The organism is Streptomyces sp. NPDC102270, assembly GCF_044766405.1.
In the GTDB taxonomy this organism is placed as follows: Bacteria; Actinomycetota; Actinomycetes; order Streptomycetales; family Streptomycetaceae; genus Streptomyces.
Map to the genome: position 1 here is coordinate 177,387 of NZ_JBIWLX010000016.1, position 18,838 is coordinate 196,224.

Consider the following 18,838-nt stretch of genomic DNA (forward strand, 5'->3'; position numbering starts at 1 on the left):
CAACACGCCCGCTGGGGGAAGTTGAGCCGACAGCCTCAGCTCGCCAGCGGTCCCGCGCGGTCGGAGTCCGAGCGGTGCCCGGACGTGCGCAGGGTGCCGACCGTCTTCAGGAGGCGGTCGGCGGGCTCGCGCAGGGCCGGGTGGGCGTTGACCGTGTTGCGCAGACCTCGCACCGGCCGGCGCCACAGACGGTGTGCCGTCGCGACCGGGTGGGGACGGGTGGCGAATCCTTCCGCCACGCGCAGCTCACGGGTCTTGAGCCAGTCCTTCCACTCCTTGTCGCCGCGCCCCATGTCCATGAGCCGGGCCCCGCGCCGGCCCGCCGCCTCGGCCATCCGCAGGTGCATGATCAGGCCGGGGGAGTAGTAGCGCAGCTCGGGGTCGTACGCGGTGAACCAGGGGGCGAACACCGTGCGCGAGGTCGGCCCGAAGTGGGCGGCCACCGGCCGGTCACCGGCGTACACCACCGACAGGACCCCGGTGAAGTGCTCCTCGCGGACCTGGAAGAGGTCCTCCACGAGGTTCACGATCCACGGTCGCGCGAACCGGTCCATCCGGCCCGTCCTGCGGTACTGGGCCGACTTCCACCGCATCAGCGTGCGCAGCGCACCCGGGTCGCGTTCGTCGAAGACGAACCGCAGCTCGCCCAGATCGCGGGTGAGCCGGCGCTCCTTCTTCAGGGTCGTCTTGGCGAGCCCCGGGTACGCGCCGCGCAGCCACTCCGGGTAACTGTCGCTGCCGACCTTCAGATCGATCACCGGGGAGGCGAACATCCCGGTGACGTAGGGGGCGAAGGGCTGCTGCTTCTCGACGAGGTGGTCGAACTCGAACACCGAGAGCCGGCACGCCTTCAGCAGGGCCGGGGTGTCCCAGGTGACCCCGGGGCGGTGCACGAGGCCCTGGCAGTCGGACAGTCCGAGCCCGATGGCCCGGCCGACGCCCAAGGAGCCCCGTTCGTACGGGAGGAAGCCCACGGCCTCGCCGCGCTGGTGCAGGATGGCCACCCGGGCGCCGCCGCGGTGTCTGCCGATTCCGGCCGCGAACTCCGGTGCCAGGAACGGGTTGGCGTATTCGGGTGACTCGTCCATCGCCCGGTGCCAGGCCGTGCGGAGCGACGCGGCGAGTTCTTCGGGTCTGTGGATGGATATGTCCGTATCACTGCTGATGGATCGCATGGGCGACCGTTCCCCCCAGTTTCCCCCCACGACGCGGCGTCCGCGTCCCGCCGATCGAAGTGCCGGCAAGGATCAAACGTCGCCAAACAGTACGCATGCTGTCAAGGGTGCCTGCCGTAACGGAAGAGCGCGGATCGGATACGCCTGGTTCCCGCCGCCGGTCACGGCAACAGCCGTCGTTCCTTGGCGACGGCCACCGCGCCAGCCCGCGTCTCGACGCCCAACTTGCCGTAGATCCTTCCCAGATGGGTTTTCACCGTCGCCTCGCTGATGAACAGGGCCCGGGCTATCTCCCGGTTGCCGAGGCCACGGCCGAGTTGGGCGAGGATCTCGTGCTCGCGGGCGGACAGGGCCGGGCGCGGGCTGCGCAGCCGGGTCAGCAGCCGGTCGGCCACCGGGGCGGACAGCGTGCTGCGGCCCGACGCCGCGTCACGGATGGCGGAGAACAGTTCCTCGGGCTGTTCCGCCTTGAGGAGATAGCCGGTGGCGTCCGCCTCGATGGCCCGGGTGATGTCGGCGTCGGTGTCGAACATGGTGAGCACCAGCACGCGGGGGCCGGGAGAGCCTTCCGCTGTCAACCGCCGGGTGGCCGTCACCCCGTCCATGCCGTCGTCCAGTTGAAGATCCATCAGTACGACATCGGGGTTCAGGTGGGCCGCCATGGCGAGCGCCTCCTCGCCGGTCGCGGCCTCCCCGACCACGTCGATGCCGTCCGCGCTGGAGAGCAGGGCGCGCAGCCCGGCGCGTACGACGGCATGGTCGTCGCAGAGCAGAAGCCGGACGGGCGAGGAGGGCGGCAACGTGCTCACAGGGCGGGCTCCTTGACGACGAGCGGGACGGCGGCGGACACCACGGTGCCCTCTCCCGGCGCGGACTCCACGGTGAGCGTGCCGCCGGCCTGGCGAGCCCGGATCCGCATGGCGGGAAGCCCATGTCCACGCGTCGTCGACCGGAACGCCTCCGGTTCGGCGGTCTGCTCGAATCCCCGCCCGTTGTCGGCGATGTCCAGCGAGACCTGGTCCTCCAGCCACGTCAGCGTGAGCGCGGCCCGGGTCGCCGCCGCATGCTCCCGTACGTTGGCCAGCGCGCCCTGGGCGATCCGCAGCAGCGCCGCCGCGACCCGCTCCGGCAGCGGCCCCTGTTCCCCGTCGAGCCGGAACTCCACGGTCAGCCCCGGGCCGCTCGCGCGCCGGGCGAGTTCGCCGAGGGCCTGCGTGAGGGAACGCTCCGCGAGGTCGGCCGGGGCCAGGTCGTGCACGAAGCGGCGGGCCTCGGCGATACTGCGCGAGGTGATCTCCGCCGCCGCCGTGACGTGCTCCCGAGCAGCCTCTTGATCGGTCCCCCACACCCGCTCGGCGGCCTGGAGCAGCATCCGCTGACTGGACAACTCCTGCGCGAGGGTGTCGTGGATCTCCGCGGACAGCCGCTGCCGCTCCGCCAGGACACCGGCCCGCCGCTCCGTGGCGGCGAGTTCGTGCCGGGTGCGCACCAGGTCCTCGATCAGCACGCGCTGCCGGGCGCCCTGCCGTTGCAGATGCACGAGTACGGCGGTGGCGACCGCCGCGACGGCAGGCGGGGCCACCACCATGTTCGGGTTGAGCGGCCCGTCGGCCACCCGTATCTCCGAGAGCACGACCAGCGCGGTGAGCACGGCCGCCGCCGGCACCGCGATCCTCGGCGGCAGCGCGTGCAGTCCGGCGAACAGCAGGGGCATCACACACCAGGTGGCGCTCGGCGCGAGCACGAGCAGGACGACCCAGACGGCGGTGACCGAGCCCAGCCAGAGCAGATGACGCCGGGTGGGCGGCAGTCCCGGGCGCGGCGGCGGGGCCAGCAGATGTCCGAGGACGTACAGCAGACAGAAGAAGGCGTACAGCGCCACCGTCCAGCCGGTGCGCGCCCCGCCCTGGTCGCGGCTCAGGAAGCGGACGAACGACGAGCCGAGCAGCACGAAGAACGCGCCGTGCACGACCGCGCCCAGCCAGCGCTCGTCCGGATCGGTGTGATTCATGTTCCGTGTCTAACGTGCCGGACGCCGAGCCGCATCAGCCGATCGGCTGACATGCCGGTCACCCGAACCTCCCCGGGGCGAGAGCCTGTTGACCGAGCCGGGGGCCCGGCCGCCGCACCGAGGCTTGGCAGCAGAGCGAAGACCTCCGAAAGGCTCCCGATGCCCGCCAAGAACCTCACCGCCAACCGCGCCGCCCTCGGCCACCGTGTCGGCTACGCCCTGCGCCACCCGGGCCGCGTGCCCCGCCATCTGGCCCGCGCCGCCCGCGACCTGTGGCTGCGCCGCCGGCACCCGGACCACATCTCCTACTACCGCGCCGTGATGCGCTCGGACACCCGCGCCGACCCGGACGCGGCCGTCGGCAGCCGCAGCCGGGAACGCTGGCTGGCGCTCGGCGCGATGCAGTTCGACTACCTGCTCGGCCACGGTCTGCGCCCCGAGCACCGCATGCTGGAGATCGGCTGCGGCAACCTGCGCGGGGGCTGGCGCTTCATCCGCCATCTGGAGCCGGGCCACTACCACGGCATCGACATCTCGCCCGACATCCTCTTCGCCGCGCAGGACACGATCGCCGAGATGTCCCTCCAGAAGCGGCTGCCGAACCTGACCCCGGTCCGCGACCTGACGCTGCGCTTCCTGCCGGACGCCCACTTCGACGTCGTCCACGCGCACAGCGTCTTCTCGCACTCGCCGCTGCCGGTGATCGAGGAGTGCCTGGCCCATGTCGGCCGGGTCCTCGCTCCGGGCGGCTGGTTCGACTTCACCTTCGACCGCACCGAGGGCGAGGAACACCATGTGCTCCGGGAGGACTTCTACTACCGCGTCGAGACGCTCGTATCCCTGGCCGAGAAGCACGGACTGCGCGCCCGGTTCATGGACGACTGGGAGAAACTCCCACACGCCCAGTCCAAGATCCGCGTGACGCACGGGGCCGCGGTCCGGTGAGCGCTAGGGGAATGCGCCCACGGCCGGGGCGGGTGGGGCGCGCGCCGGTTGGTTCGGTGGCTGAGGTGGGGGGAGTTCCGGGACGCGGTCACGGCCGAGCGCCACGGGCTGCTGGTGGGGTTCATGGGCGGTCGGGGGCCACGCACGGGCGGGCGAGCCGGTGAGCGCTAGGGGAATGCGCCCACGGCCGGGGCGGGTGGGGCCCGCGCAGGTTGGTTCCGTGGCTGACGTGCGGGTATTCCGGGACGTGGTCACGGCCGAGCGGCACCGGCTGCGGGCGCGGTTCGTGGGCGGTTGGGAGGCCCCCCGCACGGGCGGGCGAGCCGGTGAGCGCCGGGGGAATGTGTCTACGGCCGGGGCGGGTGGGTGTGCGCCCAGGTTGGTTCCGTGGCTGAGATGGGGGAGTTCGGGGACGCGGTCACTGCCGAGCGGCACCGGCTGTGAGCCCGGTTCATGGGCGACTGGGAGGAGCCCCCGCACGGAGAGGCGAGCCGGGCCGGCCGGCCGGGGGGAAATTGCCTACCGTCGGGGCCGGTGAGGGCACAGACTCGTGCCATGGCTGACATGGGGGAGTTCCGGGACGCGGTCACGGCGTGGGCGGCCGGTGGTCCGGGCGACCCGGCACGCGAACTGGCCGCCCGACTGTCCGTCCGGACCGTCGTCCTGCTCGAAGGACCGAGCGACGTGGCGGCGGTCGACGCGCTCGCCGCGAGCCGGGACCGGGACCTGGCCGCCGAGGGGCTCTGCGTCCTGGCGATGGGCGGGGCGATGAGCGTCGGACGCTTCGCCCACCTGCTCGGCCCGTCCGGCCTGGGCCTGCGTCTGACGGGCCTGTGCGACGAGCGGGAGCGGCCCTTCTACGACCGGGGCTGGGAGCGGGCCGGCGCGGCACCGGAGGGGTACTTCGTCTGCGCGGCGGACCTGGAGGACGAGCTGATCCGCGCGCTGGGTGTGCCACGGGTGACGGAACTCGTGCGCGAGGAGGGCGACCTGCGGCCCCTGCAGACCTTCCTGTCCCAGCCCGCCCAGCGCGGCCGCACCCCGCAACAGCAGCTGCGGCGCTTCCTCGGCACCAAGAAGGGCCGCAAGATCCACTACGGCCGCGTCCTCGTCGAGGCCCTCGACCCCGACCGCGTACCCGCCCCGCTCGACGACCTCTTCGCTGCTCTCTGACCGGGCTCTCATACCGGGGATCTCTGCATTGTGTGCGTGCCGTGTTCACCGATATCACCGCCGGGGGTCTTGTTAGGACAATCGCCGGGGATCTAGGGTCGACTCCGGGGAGCAAGCGCTTTCCCCGCACGTCAGCGTCCCCTTGCCGGACGTCCGAGGAGGACCCGTATGCCCCGCCCAGCCCGCCGCCGCGTAGCCGTGGTCGGCACCGGCGCCATCGTCAGCGGCAGCCATCTGCCCGCGCTCAGGGCCCACGCCGAGCGCACAGAACTGGTCGCCGCCGTCGACGTGGACCAGGGCCGGCTCGACGCCTTCCGGGAACTCGCGGGCGGCGAGGTCGCCGGGTACACCTCGATGGCCGGGATGCTGGACGCCGTACGCCCCGACCTGGTCCTCATCGGCACCCCGCCCTCGCTGCACCGGGAACAGACGGTGGCCGCCCTCAAGGCCGACGCCTGGGTGCTGTGCGAGAAGCCGCTGACGCTGTCGCTCGCCGAGTACGACGAGATCGCCGCGGCCGAGGAGGCGTCCGGCGCCTACGCCTCCGTGGTGTTCCAGCACCGCTACGGCTCCGGCGCCGTCCACGCGCGCGAGCTCATCACGAGCGGCGAGCTGGGCGCCCCCCGGGTCGCGCACTGCCAGACCACCTGGCACCGGGACGCCGCCTACTACGCCGTACCGTGGCGCGGCACCTGGGCCAGTGAGGGCGGCGGCCCCACCATGGGCCACGGCATCCACCAGTACGACCTTCTCCTGCACCTGCTCGGTCCATGGGCGGAGATCCGCGCGATGGCGGCCCGTCTGGTCCACGACACCGAGAGCGAGGACGTCTCCACGGCCCTCGTCCGGTTCGAGAACGGCGCCCTGGCCACCGTCGTCAACAGTGTGCTGTCACCCGACGAGGTGAGCCGCATCCGCATCGACTGCGCCGACGCGACCGTCGAACTCACCCATCTGTACGGGCACCGCAACGAGGACTGGACCTACACACCCGCCCCCCACGTGACCGCCGACCGCGTCGACGCCTGGCGCACGCCCGCCGCCGACGTGCCCAGCTCGCACACCGCCCAGCTCGACGCGCTCCTCGACGCGTACGACAACGGTGTCAGGCCCCCCGGTAGCGGCGCCGACGCGCGTGCCACCCTCGAGTTCGCCGCCGCGCTCTACAAGTCCGCGTTCACGGGGCGGCCCGTGCAGGTGGGCGAGATCGCGCCGGGTGACCCCTTCTACCCGGCCATGCACGGCGACCACCCCCACTGGGCCCCCAAGGAGCGCGCATGAGCATCCGCGTCAGCCACGTCCACGGCGAGCACATCGCCGTCGAGGCGGCGAACGGCACGGAGATCCTCCGCTACGTCTACCGACCCGACCCCGAGGCCTTCGAGGCCAAGAAGCCCTACGCCCACCCGGTGCGCACCCTCGGCGGCCGCACGGTGACCGGCTACCGTCCCAACGACCACCGCTGGCACAAGGGCCTGCAGATGACGGCGAGCCATCTGTCGGGGCAGAACTTCTGGGGCGGCAACTGCTATGTCCACGGCCAGGGTTATCTCCCCCTGCCGGAGCGCGTCGGCTCCATGCGGCACGACGGCTTCACCGCGTTCACGGCTTCCGAGGCCCGGCTGGACGTCACCGAGGCGCTGACCTGGGTGGAGAACGGCGGCGCGGAGTGGGCCCGCGAAGAGCGTGGCCTGGCCGTGCACTCGGTCGACGAGGCCACCGGCTCCTGGGCGCTCGACTGGTCGATCCGGCTCACCAACCTGCGCGCCGAGCCGCTCGCCTTCGGTTCCCCCACCACCGCGGGCCGTGACATGGCCGGCTACACCGGACTCCAGTGGCGCGGCCCCCGCGACTTCACCGGCGGCGCGGTCTTCGGCCCGGACACGGACGGCGACGCGGACAAACTGATGGGCAGCCAGAGCCCGTGGCTCGCCTTCACCACCGAACACGACGACGTGGACGCCCACTCCACCCTCGTCTTCGCGCACGCCCCCGAGAACCTCGATCCGCAGCACGCGATCCACGAGTCGCACTGGTTCGTGCGCTCCGAACCCTTCCCGACGGTCGCGTTCTCCTGGGCGTTCTTCGAGGAGTTCGAGCTGCCGCCGGGGGAGTCCTTCGCGTACCGCTACCGGCTGGTCGTGGCCGACGGCGCCTGGGACGAGGAACGCGTGTCCTCGTGTCTGGAAGGCCTGTCCTGGTGAAGCCCGGCCCTCCCCACCCGCTGCCGGGCGCCGTGGGTCTGTCCCACCTCAGCGCCTACGACTGGGAGGCCGCCGACGGCGTCTGCGGTGGCAGCCCGCATCTGCACCTGGTGTGCACGGAGGCGTACGTCGTCACCGGCGGCCGGGGCGCGGTGCAGACGCTCAGTCCGGACGGCTACCGCGAGATCCCCCTGGAGCCCGGATCGATCGCCTGGTTCACCCCCGGCACCGTGCACCGCATGGTCCAGGGCGGCGATCTGCGCATCACCGTGCTGATGCAGAACAGTGGCCTGCCCGAGGCCGGGGACGCCGTCTTCACCTTCCCGCCCGAGGTGCTCGCCGACCCCGCGCGATACGCCGAGGCGGCCCGGCTCCCACCCGGCACCGGGCCGGACACGGCCGCCGCCGCCCGGCGCCGGAGGGACCTCGCCGTCGTGGGTTACCTCGTGCTGCGCGAGGCCCTGGCCGACGGCGACAACGACCCGTACCTGGAGTTCCAGCGGGCCGCCGCCCGCCTGGTGCGGGACAAGGTGCCCCACTGGCGCGAGCTGTGGCAGGCCGGCGCCCTGGCCACCGCCGAGCGCACCGGCGCCCAGCTCGACGCACTGGCGTCCGGCGAACCGTCGTACCTCGGCGAGGCGACCGCCCACGAGGCCGCGCCGACCCGGCTCGGGGGCTTCGGGATGTGCGGCAGACGCGACGAGTACAACCTGCCGGGGACGACACTGCCGTCCCCGGGCGAGTAACACCGTTTGTTCTGGGGGGAGTTCCGAGGGGGCCGTAGAAAGCCCGATGAAGGGATGAGGTGACCTCGGCATGCCCGGACACAGGACAAAGGGGTTCTGCGCTTCGGCCGTCGCACTGGCGCTCTGCGCGCTGGCGGCCGGTTGCGGGGGATCCGGGGAATCGGTCGGCGGCGGCAAGGTCGTGCTCCGCTACACGTGGTGGGGCAACCCCGACCGCGCGGAGCGCACCGAACAGGCCGTCGCCCTGTTCGAGAAACAGCACCCGGACATATCCATACAGACGTCGTTCTCGGGTTACGCCTACAAGCAGAAGCTCGCCGTCCAGGCCACGGGCGGCGACGCACCCGACGTGATGCAGCTCGACTACCGCCAGATCGACCAGTACGCCTCCGGAGGGGTCCTCCTCGACCTGGCGCAGCAGAAGGCCGTCCTGCGCACCTCCGCGATCGACCCGGGGCTGCTCGCCACCGGCCGCGTGGACGACATCCAGTACGCGATCCCGCAGGGCCGGGGCACCGAGACCGTCGTCTACGACGTCAAGGCGTGGAAGGGCTCCGGAGTGCCGCTCCCGCGCGAACTGGACCTGGGACGACTGGGCCGGGGCCGTGCGCGCGCTCAGGAACAGGACCGGCGAACCCGGCGCCACCGACCCCGGTCAGAGCGAGGACGCCTTCGAGGTCACACGGCCCCCGGCCTTCAGCCGATGCGGGTCCCCGCGCCGCTCACCCGGATCCGGGGGTCGCCCGCGCGGAGGGTGACGGTGAGCTCTCCGGGGCGGCCCAGGTCCTCGCCCTGGTGCAGGGTGAGGACGGCATCCTCCGGGACCAGGCCGAACTCGCGGACGTACGCACCGAACGCGGCGGCCGCGGCCCCCGTGGCCGGGTCCTCGACGACGCCGCCGACGGGGAACGGGTCACGCACGTGGAAGACGGTGGCCGACTCCCGCCACACCAGCTGGACGGTGGTCAGATCCAGTCGGTGCATCAGGGCTTCAAGGCGGGCGAAGTCGTACGCCAGGTCCGCGAGGCGGGCCCGGGTCGCCGCCGCCAGGACCAGGTGGCGGGCGCCCGCGAAGGCGATCCGGGGCGGGAACGCCGGGTCGAGATCGGCGGCCGGCCAGTCGAGCGCCGCGAGCGCCTCGGTGAGGTCGGCCTCGGAGACCGCCTCGACGTGCGGCTCGACACTGGTGAGCGTGGCCACGGCCGCCGCGCCCTCCTCGGTCACCGCCACCGGCACGGTTCCGGCGCGCGTCGCGAACACCAGCTCCCCGGGTCCGATCCGCTCCGCCAGCGCGAGAGCGGTCGCGACGGTGGCGTGCCCGCAGAACGGCACCTCGGCCTTGGGGCTGAAGTAACGGATGGTGAAAACCCGCCCCTCCGGCCCGGCCAGCCCCTCCGGGGGCGCGGTCAGGAACGCGGACTCGGAGTATCCGAGCTCGGCGGCGACGGCCAGCATCTCGCCGTCGTCCAGGGCGGAGGCGTCCAGTACGACTCCGGCGGGGTTTCCGCCCTCGGGGCTGCTGGAGAAGGCGGTGTACCGCAGGACCTCGGTGCGCGGCGCGTTCGTCGTCATGCTGACAGAAACGAGGGGCGGGTCCACAGCTATTCCCCGACCAGGTCCTCAGCCCAGTGCCCGGTCCAGATTGAAGGCCGCGCTGATCAGGGCGAGGTGCGTGAACGCCTGCGGGAAGTTGCCCTGCTGCTCGCCGGTGTTGCTGATCTCCTCGGCGTACAGGCCCAGATGGTTGGCGTAGGTGAGCATCTTCTCGAAGGCCAGGCGCGCCTCGTCGATCCGCCCGGCGTGCACCATCGCCTCGACGTACCAGAACGAACAGATCGAGAAGGTGCCCTCGTCGCCGCGCAGTCCGTCGGGGCTCGCCGTCGGGTCGTAGCGGTAGACGAGGGAGTCCGACACCAGCTCCTCGGTCAACGCGTCCAGCGTGGACAGCCACTTCGGATCGGTCGGCGCGATGAACTTGGTCAGCGGCATCATCAGGACGGCCGCGTCCAGCACGTCACCGTCCTCGTGCTGCACGAACGCCTGCCGGGTCTCCGACCAGCCCCGGTCCATGATCCGCCGGTAGATCGCGTCCCGGCACTCCCGCCAGCGGTTCAGGTCGGCGGGCAGCCCGCGCCGGTTCGCCATGCGGATCGCCCGCTCGATCGCCACCCAGCACATCAGCCGCGAGTACAGGAAGTTCTTGCGGCCGCCGCGCGTCTCCCAGATGCCCTCGTCGGGCTGGTCCCAGTGCTCGCACACCCACTCCACCAGCGTGCACACATCGTCCCACTGGCCGCTGGAGATCGGCTTGGCCCACTTGTCGTAGAGGTAGATCGAGTCGATCAGGGCGCCGTAGATGTCGAGTTGGAGCTGGTCGGCGGCCGCGTTGCCGACCCGGACCGGCGCGGAGCCCCGATGTCCTTGCAGATGGCCGAGTTCACGCTCCGTCAGATCGGTGCGGCCGTCGATGCCGTACATGATCTGCAACGGCCCGGCGTGGCCGTCACCGGACGGGCTGACGTGCCGGATCAGGAAGTCCATGAACGCCTCGGCCTCGCTGGTGAAGCCGAGGCGCAGCAGCGCGTACACGCAGAATGCGGCGTCGCGCACCCATACGTACCGGTAGTCCCAGTTGCGCTCGCCGCCGAGCTGTTCGGGCAGGCTCGTGGTCGGCGCGGCCACGATGGCGCCGGTGGGCGCGTAGGTGAGCAGTTTGAGGGTGAGGGCGGAGCGGTGCACCATCTCCCGCCAGCGGCCCCGGTACTTGGAGGCGGACAGCCAGTGCCGCCAGTAGGCGACCGTGCTGTTGAACTGCTCCTCGGCCTCGGTGCGCGCGCACCGGCGCGGGGTCACCTCACCGCCGACCTGGTCCAGTGCGAACACGGCCGACTCGCCCTCGGAGAGCTTGAAGTCGGCGCGGACGTCCGGCCCTTCGGTCTCCAGCGGCACGGTCGCGGTCAGGCCCAGCGACAGCTTGGGGGACTCGAAGACCGCGACGTCCCCGACCATGCGGAGGGTGTGCGGCTGGGCACCGTAGTCGAAGCGCGGTGCCACGCGGGTGCGGAACGGGATCGAGCCGCGGACGCACACCACCCGCCGGATCAGCCGGTGCCGGTCGGTCTCCACCATGTCGCCGTCGACCGGCATGAAGTCCTGGACCTCGCCCACCCCGTCCTCGGTGTAGAACCGGGTGATCAGGACGTTGGTGTCGGGGAAGTAGAACTGCTTGGTCCGCGCGGGCACGGCTGCCGCCAGCTCGAAGGCGCCCCCGCGCTCCGCGTCCAGGATCGACGCGAAGACGCTCGGCGCGTCGAAGGACGGGCAGCAGTACCAGTCGATCGTGCCGTCGGTCCCGACCAGCGCCACACTGCGCAGATCGCCGATCAGACCGTGCTCGGCGATCGGCAGGTAGCCCGTGTGATCCCCAGGTGATCCGCTCATCGCAGCCTCCTGCGGATCAGCCTATGCAGGATCGGCCGCGGGTGTCACGGAAACGGCCCACGCACTGCGAGGTGCGCCGCCTCTGCACGCGAATGCTTGCTTGTGCTCGAATGATGGCTATATCTTGCAAGAGTAATCACGGTGACAGAGAGGTACGGCATGACTCATGTCGAGGACGAGCTGACCAGCCAGCCCGAGTGCTGGACCCGGGCGGCGGCGGAGGCCGCGGATCACGCCCGCGCGCTCCCGGCGGCCGGGGAGCGGGTCGCGATCGTCGGGTGCGGCACCTCGTACTTCATGGCGCAGGCGGTTGCGGCGCTGCGCGAGGGCGCCGGCCAGGGCGAGACGGACGCCTTCGCCGCGTCGGAGTTCCCGCGCGGCCGCTCGTACGACCGTGTCGTCGCCCTCACCCGGTCCGGCACGACGACCGAAGTCCTCGACCTGCTGCGGCACTTGAAGGGAGGAGGCACCCGCACCACCGCCCTCACCGCCGACCCCGCCACCCCCGTCATGACCGCCGCAGACGAGGTCGTCGTCCTCGACTTCGCCGACGAACGCTCCGTCGTCCAGACGAGGTTCGCGACCACCGCCCTCACCCTGCTCCGCGCCCACCTGGGCCTGCACACCGACGCCGTCGTCACCGACGCCCGCACCGCGCTCTCGACGCCCCTGCCCGAAGGCCTGGTCGCGTGCACGCAGTTCACCTTCCTCGGCCGGGGCTGGACGGTCGGGCTGGCCAACGAGGCCGGGCTGAAGATGCGCGAGGCCGCCCTCGCCTGGACCGAGGCCTACCCGGCGATGGAGTACCGGCACGGCCCCATCAGCATCACCACCCACGGCACCGCCACCTGGATGCTCGGCGAGGCGCCCGAGGGTCTGGCCGCACAGGTCCGGGAGACCGGCGCACTGTGGGTGCCGGGCGCCCTCGACCCGCTCGCCGAACTGGTCCGCGTGCAGCGCCTCGCGGTCGCCGTCGCCGCGGCCCGGGGCCTCGACCCGGACCGGCCCCGCCACCTCACCCGCTCGGTGATCCTCGCCCGCCCCTAGGGCCCTTCTGAGGGATCTCCGCGACATCGCGCCGCCCGCACGCACGCTCACCGACCGCACGCACCGAACGCCGCTCCGTCTTCCACGGAGAGCCATCAGAAGGGCCCTGCCTGTCGGGGTGCGCGCGGCGTCGACTCCCTCCTCCGCTCCCTTCCCTCGCAGCCGACCTGATCCACACCACAGGCCCTAGGAGACTCGTGCCCCTGGTCACCACCGGCGAGCTCGTCAGCCGCGCCGCCGCCACCCGCTCCGCCGTCGCCGCCTTCAACGTCATCACCCTGGAACACGTCGAGGCCGTCATCGCCGCCGCCGAGTCCCTGGACGCGCCCGTCGTCCTCCAAGTCAGCGAGAACGCCGTCAAGTTCCGCCACGCTAGCCTCCTCCCACTGGCCCGCGCCGTCGTCACCGCGGCCCAACACGCCGCCGTACCCGTCGCGTTGCACCTCGACCACGTCCAGAGCGACCACCTGCTCCACCAGGCCGCCGACGCCGGATTCGGTTCCGTGATGTACGACGCCGCCCATCTGCCCTACACCGAGAACCTCGCGGCGACCCGAGCCGCGGCCGACTGGGCGCATGCCCAAGGGCTGTGGATCGAGGCGGAGTTGGGGGAGGTGGGCGGCAAGCAGGGCCGGCCCCCGCTGGACGCCCACGCCCCCGGCGCCCGCACCGACCCCGCCGAGGCCCGCGCCTTCGTCACCGACTCCGGTGTGGACGCCCTCGCCGTGGCCGTCGGCAGCGCCCACGCGATGACCGAGCGCACCGCCACGCTCGACCACGACCTCCTCGAACGTCTCTCCACCAACCTGGACGTCCCCCTCGTCCTGCACGGCTCCTCCGGAGTCCGCGACGAGGAACTCACCGCGGCCGTCGCGGGCGGCATCGCCAAGGTCAACGTCGGCACCGCGCTCAACCTCGCGATGACCGGCGCGATCCGGGAGTTCCTGGCGGCTCACCCCGAGGTGGTGGACTCCCGGAAGTACCTGAGCGCGGGGCGGGACGCCATGGTCGAGGCGGCCCGGCGGATCATCCGGCTGCTCGGGCCGTGAGAACGGGCTGGTAGAACCCGCCGGCGGCCGGAGCGTGCCAGCGCACGTCGACGAAACCGGCCGCGGTCACGAACTCCGTCAGCTGCGCACGGGTCAGCGCCCACGAGGTCGTACGGCGGACGCGGACGGCCCAGTCGTCCCGGTCGCCGGGCAGCAACTGGAAGTGCTCCTGGTCGTAGTGCTCGCCGTCCTCGTGCCAGTGCCACAGCTGGAAGGTGATCACCCGGCCGTCGGGGCTCTCGGAGACCTGCGGAGGTGCGGCCCCGGGCCTGGTCCGGCGGATCTCGTCGTAGTCCCTGAGGGTGAGCAGCAGCAGACCCCCGCCCCGCAGAACCCGCCGCATCTCCGCGAGCGCGGCCTCCACGTCCGGGGCCGTCAGCAGATGCGCCAGGGAGTTGTCGGCGCAGACGACCACATCGAAGACGGACGGCACGAACGGCAGTCGCCGCATGTCCGCGGCCGCCGTCGGCAGCCGGGCCCCGCGCGCTGCCGCCTCCGCGCCGGCGCGGGCCGCCGCGACGGGACTGAGATCGCTGCCGACGACCCGGTGCCCGGCCAGCGCCAGCCCGATAGACTGGGTCCCGATCCCGCACGAGCAGTCCAGCACCCGGTGCGGGCCCGGCCCCAGCAGGGCGCCCAGCACCGCCGCCTGCCGCGCCATGCTCGTGTCCCAGTCCGCGAAGATCCGGTGGTAGTCCGGAGCCAGCGAGTCGTAGAAGTCCCGCGCCGAGGAATCAGTCACTCGGCCTTTTTACCGCCTTGAGGACCACGAACTTGGGGTCACTGGCGACCAGTTGACTGTTGCCGAACAACTTCCGCAGCTTCACGTGGTACCCGAGGTGCCGGTTCCCGACGACCCACAGTTCGCCGCCGGGCCGTAGCGCCCTGAGCGCTCCCGTGAACATCCGCCAGGCCGTCGCGTCGGTGGTGGCCTGGTGGGAGTGGAACGGCGGGTTGGTGAGGACGAGGTCGACGCTGCCCGCCGGGACCCCCGTCAGACCGTCCCCGACCCGGAACTCCGCGTGCCCCGACACCCCGTTCGCCTTGTACGTCCCCTCGGCCGAGGCCACGGCCTGGAAGGACTCGTCGACGAACAGCACCTCGGCCTCGGGGTCGGCCAGGGCCGCGGCCGTACCGACGACTCCGTTGCCGCAGCCCAGGTCCACGATCCGCCGGGAGCCGCGGCTGTCCGGCAGGTGCTGGAGGAAGAACCGGGTGCCGATGTCGAGCCGGTCCGCGCAGAAGACGCCCGCGTGGTTGACGACGGTCCGCCCGGAGGCGGCACCGATACCGTCCGGGAGGGTGTAGCCGTACGGCCAGGGGTTGGCGGGCCGGTCGAGCGACGGCTCCGGTGTGCAGAAGATCAGCCGGGCCTTCTGCTCGGCGAGCGAGGTGCGGGTCGGCCCGAGGATCCGCTCGAACAGCTGGAGTGTCGAGGTGTGGATCTCCTTCACCATGCCGGTGCCGACGACCACGGTGCCCTCGTGCACCGCGGGCGCCAGCCGCGACAACTGGTCCTCCAGCAGGGCCAGGCTCTTCGGCACGCGCACCAGCAGGACGTCGACGCGGTCGGGCGGCGGGTCCTGGGTGGTGAGCAGCTGGACGGTACCGGGCTCGGCACCTGCGCGTTCGAGGTTGGCGCGGGTCGCCTCCTGGCTGAGGAAGGAGTCGGTGATCTGCACCGGCCGGTGCGCCGCCAGCGCGGTCACCAGGGCGCCCCAGCGGTCGCCGAGCACGACGACCGTGCCGGACAGCGGCACCCCCGCGTCCGCGAGATGCCTCAGCAGATACGCGTCGGAGGCGTCCCAGGCGCGCAGCCGGTCACGCGGGTCCTCGGGGAAGCGGGTGAGGGCGAGCTCGCCCCAGGGCGTCGTCATTCGGTCGTCCATCGTGCGTCCAGGCTAGCCGAGCCGCAGCTCAGGCCCGCTCGGGCAGGATGGAACCATGGAAGCCGAGCTGTTCCCCAGAGCCCGCACGGAGATCGCGCCGGGCGCGGTGCACCTGCCGGACTGGCTGGACCCGGAGCGGCAGCGCGAGTTGCTGGCGGCCTGCCGGGAGTGGGCGCGCCCGCCCGCCGGACTGCGCACGGTCCGCACCCCCGGCGGCGGCACGATGACCGCCCGGCAGGTCTGCCTGGGCCGGCACTGGTACCCGTACGGCTACGCCCCCACGGTCGTCGACGGCGACGGGGCACCGGTCAAGCCCTTCCCGCACTGGCTGGGCGAACTGGGCCGGGACGCGGTGCGGGACGCCCTGGACACCGAGGTCTCCGGATACGACATCGCACTGATCAACTTCTACGACGGCGACGCCCGCATGGGCATGCACCGCGACAGCGACGAGAAGTCGGACGCCCCCGTGGTCTCCCTGAGCCTCGGGGACACTTGTGTCTTCCGCTTCGGCAACCCCGAGACCCGGACCAAGCCGTACACGGACGTCGAGCTGCGCACCGGCGACCTGTTCGTCTTCGGCGGCCCGTCGAGACTCGCGTACCACGGGGTGCCCCGCGTGCATCCGGGCACCGCCCCGCCCGAGTTGGGGCTGACCGGGCGGCTCAACATCACGCTGCGCGTCAGCGGCCTCTGACCGGAGTGACGAACGGATCATGGGAGACTCGCCCTCATGAGCGGCAAGGCGGACCCCCGGCCGGCGGGGGAAGGGACCACGTCGAGGGCGCGGCTGGACCGGGGGCGCGGTGCGCTCGGGCCCGCGTTGGAGCTCGTGCACACCGGGCGTGCCCCGACCCGGGCCGTGCTCACCGCCGAACTCGGGGTGACGCGGGCGACGGCCGGCGCGGTCGCCGCCGAGCTGGAGGCGCTCGGACTGATCCGCGTCGACGCCCGGCCCACCGCGGCCGCCGGTTCCCAGGGCAGGCCCTCGCACCGCCTCGCGGTCGCCGAGGAGGGTCCTGTCGTGCTGGCCGCGCAGGTGCACGCCGACGGTTTCCGGGCCGCCCTGGTCGGGCTGGGCGGCCGTATCGTCGCCACCGCCCCCGGCTGCGAGACCGTCGACGCCGACCCCGCGAAGGTCCTCGGCTCCGTTGTGGAGGCGGGCGCCGACCTGCTGCGCACGACCGGCAGACGCTGCGTCGGCGCCGGACTCGCCGTGCCGTCCGCGGTCGCCGAACCCGAGGGGCTCGCCCTCAACCCCCTGCACCTGGCCTGGCCCGCGGGCGCCCCCGTCCGTCGTATCTTCGACGAGTGCGTGCGCGCGGCCGGCATCACCGGACCGGCCTTCGCGGGCAACGACGTCAACCTCGCCGCCCTCGCCGAGCACCGGCACGGCGCGGGCCGCGGCGCCCGGGACCTGCTGTGCGTGGCGACCGGGCACCGGGGCGTGGGCGGGGCGCTGGTGCTCGACGGGCGTCTGCACACGGGCAGTTCGGGCCTGGCCCTGGAAGTGGGCCACCTCACCGTGAACCCCGAGGGCCGCCCCTGCTACTGCGGCAGCCGCGGCTGCCTGGACGTCGAGGCCGACCCGCTGGCCCTGCTCACGGCGGCGGGACTCGACCCCGGCCCCGAACAGTCCCTGCTCCGGCAGGCCGACGACCTCGTCCGCGACCACTACGACGACCCCGCCGTCCGTACGGCGGCCGAGTCGCTGATCGACCGCCTGGGCCTGGGCCTCGCCGGTCTCGTCAACATCCTCAACCCGGACCGCATCATCCTCGGCGGCCTCCACCGCACCCTCCTGGACGCCGACCCCGAGCGCCTGCGGGCCGTCGTCGCCGAGCGCAGCCTGTGGGGACAGAGCGGCGGCGTCCCCATCCTGGCCTGCACCCTGGACCACAACAGCCTTGTCGGCGCGGCCGAGTTGGCGTGGCAGCCGGTGCTGGACGATCCGCTGCGGGCACTGACCCGTGGCTGAGCTGCTGGAGACGCGGGGGCTGCGTCTGGTCGAGGTGGCGCCCCCGGTGGTCCCGGCCGGGACGCGGACGGCCATGAACCGCGAGTGGGACCGGGCGGTTTTGGCCAACCCGGCGCTCTTCGACGGTCCGGTGGTGGTCTGCGCGGGACTGTCCCGGGAAACCCCGGACACCCTGCTCGTCTCCTGGTCCCGCGTCACCTATCGCTACTTCGCCCTGCGTCGCGTCCCGGGCGCCACCGCCCTGCGGTCCCTGTTCGTGAGCGTGGTGCAGCCGACGCAGGACGGGCGCGTACTGGTGGGCTGTATGTCCTCGTCCACCGCCACGCCCGGCCGCTGGCAGTTCCCCGGCGGCTCCGTGGAACCGCCCACCGGCGACGCGCCGCTCGACGAGGACGTACTGCGCCGCCACGCGGCCGTGGAACTGGCCGAGGAGACGGGCGTCGACCCTCCGGCCGCCGACCTCACCCGCTGTCTGATCACCCACGGCGAGGACGGACAGGTCGGTGTCCACTACCTGGCGCCGCCCCTGCCCGCGCACCGCCTCCACGAGCGTTTCGCGGCACTCGTGGCCGCCGAGACGGCACGAGGCCACGCCCCGGAGTTCGACCGGATCGCCCTCGTCGGCGCCCCCGCCGACCTGCCGGACCTCGCCGGTCCGCACGTCGCCTACCTGGAACCCGTCGTCCGTTGGACGAACCGCCGAGTAGGCTCGTGACATGCGGATCTCCGTCTCCTCGGACATGGACGAACCAGTGGCGCGCACTCTCGTCGACGAACTGCGCGCGCGGGGCCACGACGTGGTCGCCCACGGCGCCCTGAGCCCCGGCGCCGACCCGCAGTGGGCCGTCTGCTCGGAGGCCGCGGCCCGTGAGGTGGCCGCGGGGACGGCCGACCAGGCCGTCGTGTGCTGCTGGACCGGCACCGGCGCCTCCATTGCCGCGAACAAGGTCCCCGGCGTACGGGCCGCCCTGTGCACGGACGCCTACACCGCGGACGGCGCCCGCCGCTGGAACGACGCCAACGTCCTCGCGCTCAGCCTCCGCCTCACCTCCGAGCCGCTCCTCAAGGAGATCCTCGACGCCTGGTTCACCGCCGAGCCGAGCGAGGACGCCGAGGACCGGGAGAACGTGGCCCGGGTGGAGCGCCTGGACGTCGGCCGGTCCTAGAAGCGCGCGTTCGG

General features: G+C 72.6%; 18 protein-coding genes and 1 pseudogene. 12 read left to right on the forward strand and 7 right to left on the reverse strand.

Going from position 1 to position 18,838, the window contains the following annotated elements:
• Positions 1-35: 35 nt before the first annotated feature.
• The 3 genes from ACIRP7_RS31880 to ACIRP7_RS31890 form a co-directional block, all read right to left on the reverse strand.
• Positions 36-1,175 carry a GNAT family N-acetyltransferase gene (locus ACIRP7_RS31880; RefSeq protein ID WP_403666221.1) on the reverse strand — a complete coding sequence of 380 codons (1,140 nt, stop codon included), beginning with the start codon at positions 1,173-1,175 and terminating at the stop codon, positions 36-38.
• A gap of 161 nt (positions 1,176-1,336) precedes the next feature.
• The gene (locus tag ACIRP7_RS31885; RefSeq protein ID WP_403666223.1) at positions 1,337-1,984 is read right to left on the reverse strand and encodes a response regulator; all 648 of its coding nucleotides are present in this window, start codon (positions 1,982-1,984) and stop codon (positions 1,337-1,339) included.
• The gene (locus ACIRP7_RS31890; RefSeq protein WP_403666225.1) at positions 1,981-3,186 is read right to left on the reverse strand and encodes a sensor histidine kinase; all 1,206 of its coding nucleotides are present in this window, start codon (positions 3,184-3,186) and stop codon (positions 1,981-1,983) included. Before ACIRP7_RS31890 ends, ACIRP7_RS31885 begins: the two co-directional genes overlap by 4 nt.
• 159 nt (positions 3,187-3,345) lie before the next feature.
• Here ACIRP7_RS31890 and ACIRP7_RS31895 point away from each other — a divergent pair, with 159 nt between their 5' ends.
• The 6 genes and pseudogenes from ACIRP7_RS31895 to ACIRP7_RS31920 all read left to right on the forward strand — a co-directional run.
• Positions 3,346-4,131, forward strand: a complete 786-nt coding sequence (locus tag ACIRP7_RS31895) for a class I SAM-dependent methyltransferase (protein WP_403666227.1) — start codon at positions 3,346-3,348, stop codon at positions 4,129-4,131.
• A gap of 555 nt (positions 4,132-4,686) precedes the next feature.
• On the forward strand, positions 4,687-5,304 hold the full coding sequence (locus tag ACIRP7_RS31900) for a TOPRIM nucleotidyl transferase/hydrolase domain-containing protein (protein ID WP_403666229.1): 618 nt from the start codon (positions 4,687-4,689) through the stop codon (positions 5,302-5,304).
• 168 nt (positions 5,305-5,472) lie between these two features.
• A complete protein-coding gene (locus ACIRP7_RS31905) occupies positions 5,473-6,585 on the forward strand; it encodes a Gfo/Idh/MocA family protein (RefSeq protein WP_403666231.1) in 1,113 nt (370 codons plus the stop codon).
• On the forward strand, positions 6,582-7,508 hold the full coding sequence (locus ACIRP7_RS31910; protein ID WP_403666233.1) for a PmoA family protein: 927 nt from the start codon (positions 6,582-6,584) through the stop codon (positions 7,506-7,508). Before ACIRP7_RS31905 ends, ACIRP7_RS31910 begins: the two co-directional genes overlap by 4 nt.
• The gene (locus ACIRP7_RS31915) at positions 7,484-8,254 is read left to right on the forward strand and encodes a cupin (RefSeq protein ID WP_403666235.1); all 771 of its coding nucleotides are present in this window, start codon (positions 7,484-7,486) and stop codon (positions 8,252-8,254) included. Before ACIRP7_RS31910 ends, ACIRP7_RS31915 begins: the two co-directional genes overlap by 25 nt.
• Positions 8,255-8,324: 70 nt before the next feature.
• Positions 8,325-8,934: pseudogene (locus ACIRP7_RS31920) on the forward strand (ABC transporter substrate-binding protein); the annotation flags it as partial.
• 16 nt (positions 8,935-8,950) lie between these two features.
• Here ACIRP7_RS31920 and ACIRP7_RS31925 read toward each other — a convergent pair.
• Together ACIRP7_RS31925 and ACIRP7_RS31930 are read right to left on the reverse strand one after the other, a co-directional pair.
• On the reverse strand, positions 8,951-9,826 hold the full coding sequence (locus ACIRP7_RS31925; RefSeq protein WP_403666237.1) for a PhzF family phenazine biosynthesis protein: 876 nt from the start codon (positions 9,824-9,826) through the stop codon (positions 8,951-8,953).
• 48 nt (positions 9,827-9,874) lie between these two features.
• Positions 9,875-11,695 (reverse strand): glycoside hydrolase family 15 protein, encoded by a 1,821-nt coding sequence (locus tag ACIRP7_RS31930; protein ID WP_403666239.1) that lies wholly within the window; start codon positions 11,693-11,695, stop codon positions 9,875-9,877.
• A 159-nt stretch (positions 11,696-11,854) separates the two neighbouring features.
• Between ACIRP7_RS31930 and ACIRP7_RS31935 the strand changes: the two genes are divergently transcribed.
• Positions 11,855-12,742 (forward strand): SIS domain-containing protein, encoded by an 888-nt coding sequence (locus tag ACIRP7_RS31935; protein ID WP_403666241.1) that lies wholly within the window; start codon positions 11,855-11,857, stop codon positions 12,740-12,742.
• A gap of 197 nt (positions 12,743-12,939) precedes the next feature.
• Positions 12,940-13,791, forward strand: coding sequence for a ketose-bisphosphate aldolase (locus ACIRP7_RS31940; protein ID WP_403666243.1), 852 nt, complete (start codon positions 12,940-12,942; stop codon positions 13,789-13,791).
• Here ACIRP7_RS31940 and ACIRP7_RS31945 read toward each other — a convergent pair.
• The gene (locus tag ACIRP7_RS31945; protein ID WP_403666245.1) at positions 13,769-14,533 is read right to left on the reverse strand and encodes a class I SAM-dependent methyltransferase; all 765 of its coding nucleotides are present in this window, start codon (positions 14,531-14,533) and stop codon (positions 13,769-13,771) included. The two genes, ACIRP7_RS31940 and ACIRP7_RS31945, sit on opposite strands and share 23 nt — an antisense overlap.
• Positions 14,526-15,668 (reverse strand): methyltransferase, encoded by a 1,143-nt coding sequence (locus ACIRP7_RS31950; RefSeq protein ID WP_403666333.1) that lies wholly within the window; start codon positions 15,666-15,668, stop codon positions 14,526-14,528. The genes ACIRP7_RS31945 and ACIRP7_RS31950 overlap by 8 nt, the downstream gene beginning before the upstream one ends.
• A 67-nt stretch (positions 15,669-15,735) precedes the next feature.
• Here ACIRP7_RS31950 and ACIRP7_RS31955 point away from each other — a divergent pair, with 67 nt between their 5' ends.
• The 4 genes from ACIRP7_RS31955 to ACIRP7_RS31970 are packed head-to-tail and all read left to right on the forward strand — an operon-like array spanning position 15,736 to position 18,824.
• Entirely contained in the window at positions 15,736-16,377 is a 642-nt protein-coding gene (locus ACIRP7_RS31955) for an alpha-ketoglutarate-dependent dioxygenase AlkB family protein (protein WP_403666247.1), read from the forward strand.
• A 36-nt stretch (positions 16,378-16,413) separates the two neighbouring features.
• Positions 16,414-17,658 (forward strand): ROK family protein, encoded by a 1,245-nt coding sequence (locus tag ACIRP7_RS31960; RefSeq protein ID WP_403666249.1) that lies wholly within the window; start codon positions 16,414-16,416, stop codon positions 17,656-17,658.
• Complete coding sequence (locus ACIRP7_RS31965; protein WP_403666251.1) at positions 17,651-18,373, forward strand: NUDIX hydrolase; 723 nt, start codon at positions 17,651-17,653, stop codon at positions 18,371-18,373. Before ACIRP7_RS31960 ends, ACIRP7_RS31965 begins: the two co-directional genes overlap by 8 nt.
• A 1-nt stretch (position 18,374) precedes the next feature.
• Positions 18,375-18,824 (forward strand): RpiB/LacA/LacB family sugar-phosphate isomerase, encoded by a 450-nt coding sequence (locus ACIRP7_RS31970; RefSeq protein ID WP_403666253.1) that lies wholly within the window; start codon positions 18,375-18,377, stop codon positions 18,822-18,824.
• Positions 18,825-18,838 lie beyond the last annotated feature (14 nt).

Coding starts and splice junctions, on each gene's coding strand:
- ACIRP7_RS31925 (WP_403666237.1), bottom strand. CDS start 9,826: ATGACGACGAACGCGCCGCGCACCGAGGTCCTGCGGTACACCGCCTTC.
- ACIRP7_RS31955 (WP_403666247.1), top strand. CDS start 15,736: ATGGAAGCCGAGCTGTTCCCCAGAGCCCGCACGGAGATCGCGCCGGGC.
- ACIRP7_RS31880 (WP_403666221.1), bottom strand. CDS start 1,175: ATGCGATCCATCAGCAGTGATACGGACATATCCATCCACAGACCCGAA.
- ACIRP7_RS31900 (WP_403666229.1), top strand. CDS start 4,687: ATGGCTGACATGGGGGAGTTCCGGGACGCGGTCACGGCGTGGGCGGCC.
- ACIRP7_RS31905 (WP_403666231.1), top strand. CDS start 5,473: ATGCCCCGCCCAGCCCGCCGCCGCGTAGCCGTGGTCGGCACCGGCGCC.
- ACIRP7_RS31935 (WP_403666241.1), top strand. CDS start 11,855: ATGACTCATGTCGAGGACGAGCTGACCAGCCAGCCCGAGTGCTGGACC.
- ACIRP7_RS31890 (WP_403666225.1), bottom strand. CDS start 3,186: ATGAATCACACCGATCCGGACGAGCGCTGGCTGGGCGCGGTCGTGCAC.
- ACIRP7_RS31970 (WP_403666253.1), top strand. CDS start 18,375: ATGCGGATCTCCGTCTCCTCGGACATGGACGAACCAGTGGCGCGCACT.
- ACIRP7_RS31950 (WP_403666333.1), bottom strand. CDS start 15,668: ATGACGACGCCCTGGGGCGAGCTCGCCCTCACCCGCTTCCCCGAGGAC.
- ACIRP7_RS31895 (WP_403666227.1), top strand. CDS start 3,346: ATGCCCGCCAAGAACCTCACCGCCAACCGCGCCGCCCTCGGCCACCGT.
- ACIRP7_RS31910 (WP_403666233.1), top strand. CDS start 6,582: ATGAGCATCCGCGTCAGCCACGTCCACGGCGAGCACATCGCCGTCGAG.
- ACIRP7_RS31930 (WP_403666239.1), bottom strand. CDS start 11,695: ATGAGCGGATCACCTGGGGATCACACGGGCTACCTGCCGATCGCCGAG.
- ACIRP7_RS31960 (WP_403666249.1), top strand. CDS start 16,414: ATGAGCGGCAAGGCGGACCCCCGGCCGGCGGGGGAAGGGACCACGTCG.